This window comes from Halochromatium sp. (assembly GCF_046541315.1).
GTDB lineage: Bacteria > Pseudomonadota > Gammaproteobacteria > Chromatiales > Chromatiaceae > Lamprobacter.
This window is the reverse complement of record NZ_JBKHDN010000284.1, coordinates 1-2756: the sequence shown is the minus strand read 5'-3', so window position 1 is coordinate 2756 and position 2756 is coordinate 1. Positions and strand designations below refer to the sequence as shown.

General features: G+C 66.3%; 3 protein-coding genes and 1 pseudogene. All 4 read left to right on the top strand.

The window, feature by feature from the left end:
• A partial coding sequence (gene ubiG / locus ACLFQI_RS13200) for a bifunctional 2-polyprenyl-6-hydroxyphenol methylase/3-demethylubiquinol 3-O-methyltransferase UbiG (RefSeq protein ID WP_410760006.1) occupies positions 1-639 on the top strand: 639 nt, incomplete at its 5' end.
• The gene (locus tag ACLFQI_RS13195) at positions 632-1351 is read left to right on the top strand and encodes an HAD family hydrolase (protein ID WP_410760005.1); all 720 of its coding nucleotides are present in this window, start codon (positions 632-634) and stop codon (positions 1349-1351) included. The genes ubiG and ACLFQI_RS13195, both read left to right, overlap by 8 nt.
• Before the next feature lie 61 nt (positions 1352-1412).
• The gene (locus ACLFQI_RS13190) at positions 1413-2393 is read left to right on the top strand and encodes a squalene/phytoene synthase family protein (protein WP_410760003.1); all 981 of its coding nucleotides are present in this window, start codon (positions 1413-1415) and stop codon (positions 2391-2393) included.
• A gap of 183 nt (positions 2394-2576) precedes the next feature.
• A pseudogene (locus ACLFQI_RS13185) lies at positions 2577-2756 on the top strand (hypothetical protein); the annotation flags it as partial.

Below are 2756 nucleotides of genomic sequence, written 5' to 3'. Positions count from 1 at the left end.
GAGTTCAAACCGCTGCACGCGATCAATCCGCTCCGACTCGGTTACATCCAGAGCCGCGTGCCGCTCGCCGGCCGCGAGGCGCTCGATGTCGGCTGCGGCGGCGGCATCCTCTCCGAGGCCATGGCGCTGGCCGGGGCCAAGGTCACCGGTATCGACATGGGCGAGGAACCGCTCAAGATCGCCGAATTGCATACCCTCGAGACCGGCATCGAGGTCGATTACCGGCGCATGCCGGTCGAGCAGCTCGCCGCCGAGCGCCCGGTCAGCTTCGATGTCGTCGCCTGCATGGAGATGCTCGAGCATGTGCCCGACCCCGGTTCGGTCATCGACGCCTGCGCACGCCTGGTGCGCCCCGGCGGCTTTGTCTTCTTCTCGACCCTGAACCGTAACCCGAAGAGCTATCTGTTCGCGATCGTCGGCGCCGAGTATGTGCTCAACCTGCTGCCGCGCGGCACCCATGATTACGCGCGTTTCATCCGCCCGTCCGAACTCGATCGCTGGGTGCGGGCGACGCCGCTGCGCATCACCGACATCACCGGGCTGAGCTACAACCCGGTCACGCGCCACTATCGGCTGTCAAAAGACATCGATGTCAACTATCTGGTCACCTGCCAGATGCCGCGCGGCAGCGATGCCTGAACCGACGCCGGCAAGCGCGGTGCTGTTCGACCTCGACGGCACCTTCGCCGACACCGCGCCGGATATGGCCGCCGCACTGAATCGGCTGCTGGCGCGCTACGATCGACCGCCGGTGCCGCTCGAACAGGCGCGCTGTCATGTCTCCTCCGGCTCGCGCGGGATGCTCGCGGTCGGCTTCGGATTGGTGCCCGGCGATCCCGACTATGAGCGGCTGCGCGGCGAGTATCTCGACCTCTACGCCGCCAACATCCACTGCGAGACCTGTCTGTTTCCGGGCATCGCCGAATTGGTCGAGGCGCTTGAGGCACGCGGGATCTGCTGGGGCATCGTCACCAATAAGCCCGGATGGCTGACCGATCCGCTGCTGGAGGCGATGGCGCTGCCGATCCCGCCCGCCTGCGTGGTCAGCGGCGACACCGCCGCGCGCGCCAAACCGCATCCGGACCCGCTGTTCCACGCCTGCGGCATGATCGAGCGCGATCCGCGGGCCTGTTGGTACGTCGGCGACGACCATCGCGACATCCTCGCCGGGCGCGCCGCCGGCATGCGCACGCTTGCCGCGCTCTATGGCTATCTCGGTGTCGAGCTGCATCCGCGTGACTGGGGCGCCGACGGGCTGCTCGGGCATCCGCTCGAGGTGTTGCGCTTCCTCGCGCTCGATCCGCCTCGAATCGACCCCACCGCCGCGCGCGGCACCGTCGATGCCAGGTGAAGGGTCACGTCCAGGGACAAGCAGCCCGAGGGCCACGACTCGCGCGGCCGATCCATCAGGCGTGACCGACAGCGCACGTGCCGCGCGCACGGCACCATCCGCCAGCGCGGTCAGCGCCGAATGGCGGTTTCCAAACCGTGCCACGCCGCCCGGCTCCAGCGCCTACTACAGCGTGCGTCTCGCCGCCGCGGCGCACCGCGATGCCTTGGCCGCCCTCTTCGCCTGGCGCGCCGAGCTGCGCGCGATCCTGGATCGGATCTCCGATCCCGGCGTCGCCCGGATCAAACTCGACTGGTGGCGCGCCGAACTCGAGCGCCTCTTCGCCGGCGCGCCGCGCCATCCGCTCAGCGAGGCGCTGGCGCCGGTGGTGGTCGCGGACCAGCTGCCCGAGCAGCCCTTCGTCGCGATCATCGCCAGTGTCGAGACGGCGCTGCAGAATCCGCGTTATCCTGATCTTGTCGCGCAGCGCCATGCCGATGAGCAGGATTTCGGCGCCCTGTTCGAACTTCTCGCCCGCTGCGAAGGCGCTGACGACCAGGAGCAGCTCACAACAGCGCGGCGCACCGGTGGCTGGTGTGCCCAGGTGCGCCGTATCCGTGACGCTGGTCGCCTGCTGCGCCAAGGTCGCGAGGTACTCACCGCCGATCAGCTTGCCGCAGCCGGACTCAGCCATCAGCAGCTCGCCAGCGCCGATGGCCGCCAACGCCTGCCCGAGCTATTGCGACCGATCGCCGAGCAACTCCTTGCGGCAGCACCCGACCGGCCGGAACCCGAGACGGAGCCCAAGCAGACCGAGACCCAACAGAACCAATCGCTCCAACCCAGCCAAGCCGCAGCCAATCCCAAACGCAGTCAACGATTCGGCGTCTTTCTGGCACCCAAGACACGTCGCACACTAACCGGACTCACACCCGCCCTTCGAGTCCAACTCCGCTTGCACCAGGATCTGCTCAGCGTCCTCGAGCGCAGCGGCTTCGACGTCGCCGATCAACGCATCGGCCTCACCCCGCTGCGGAAATTGTGGCTGGCTTGGCGACCTTGAATTGTCCATTGATGACGACTGTTGAGCACCCAGGCAGACGGCAAAGAGGCGAGATGAGCGATTTAATTTTAGAAACCAGGGTCAACCCAGACCATATCTTGCATCTACCCACTGACTTGCCGGTTAACGCCCGCATACGCATCCACATCGAACGGATAGATGACGACACAGATGGAGCAAGCCATGAGTACCTTGAAAGCCTTTTCCGAGAAAGAGCGCGCCTACCATGCCTATCAGGCGCGGCAAAATTACCTGCGCCAGCAAGCCAGTATCCAACAGGAGCTTGAAGACCGACGCGCCGAAAACGCGCGGGCGCAAGCGGAGATCGAACAAGCGCAAGCCGAGATCGAGCAGGCGCGTGCT

What these genes read in the sequence shown, in the direction of transcription:
- ACLFQI_RS13195 (WP_410760005.1), top strand. Translation starts at nt 632, where the DNA reads ATGCCTGAACCGACGCCGGCAAGCGCGGTGCTGTTCGACCTCGACGGC.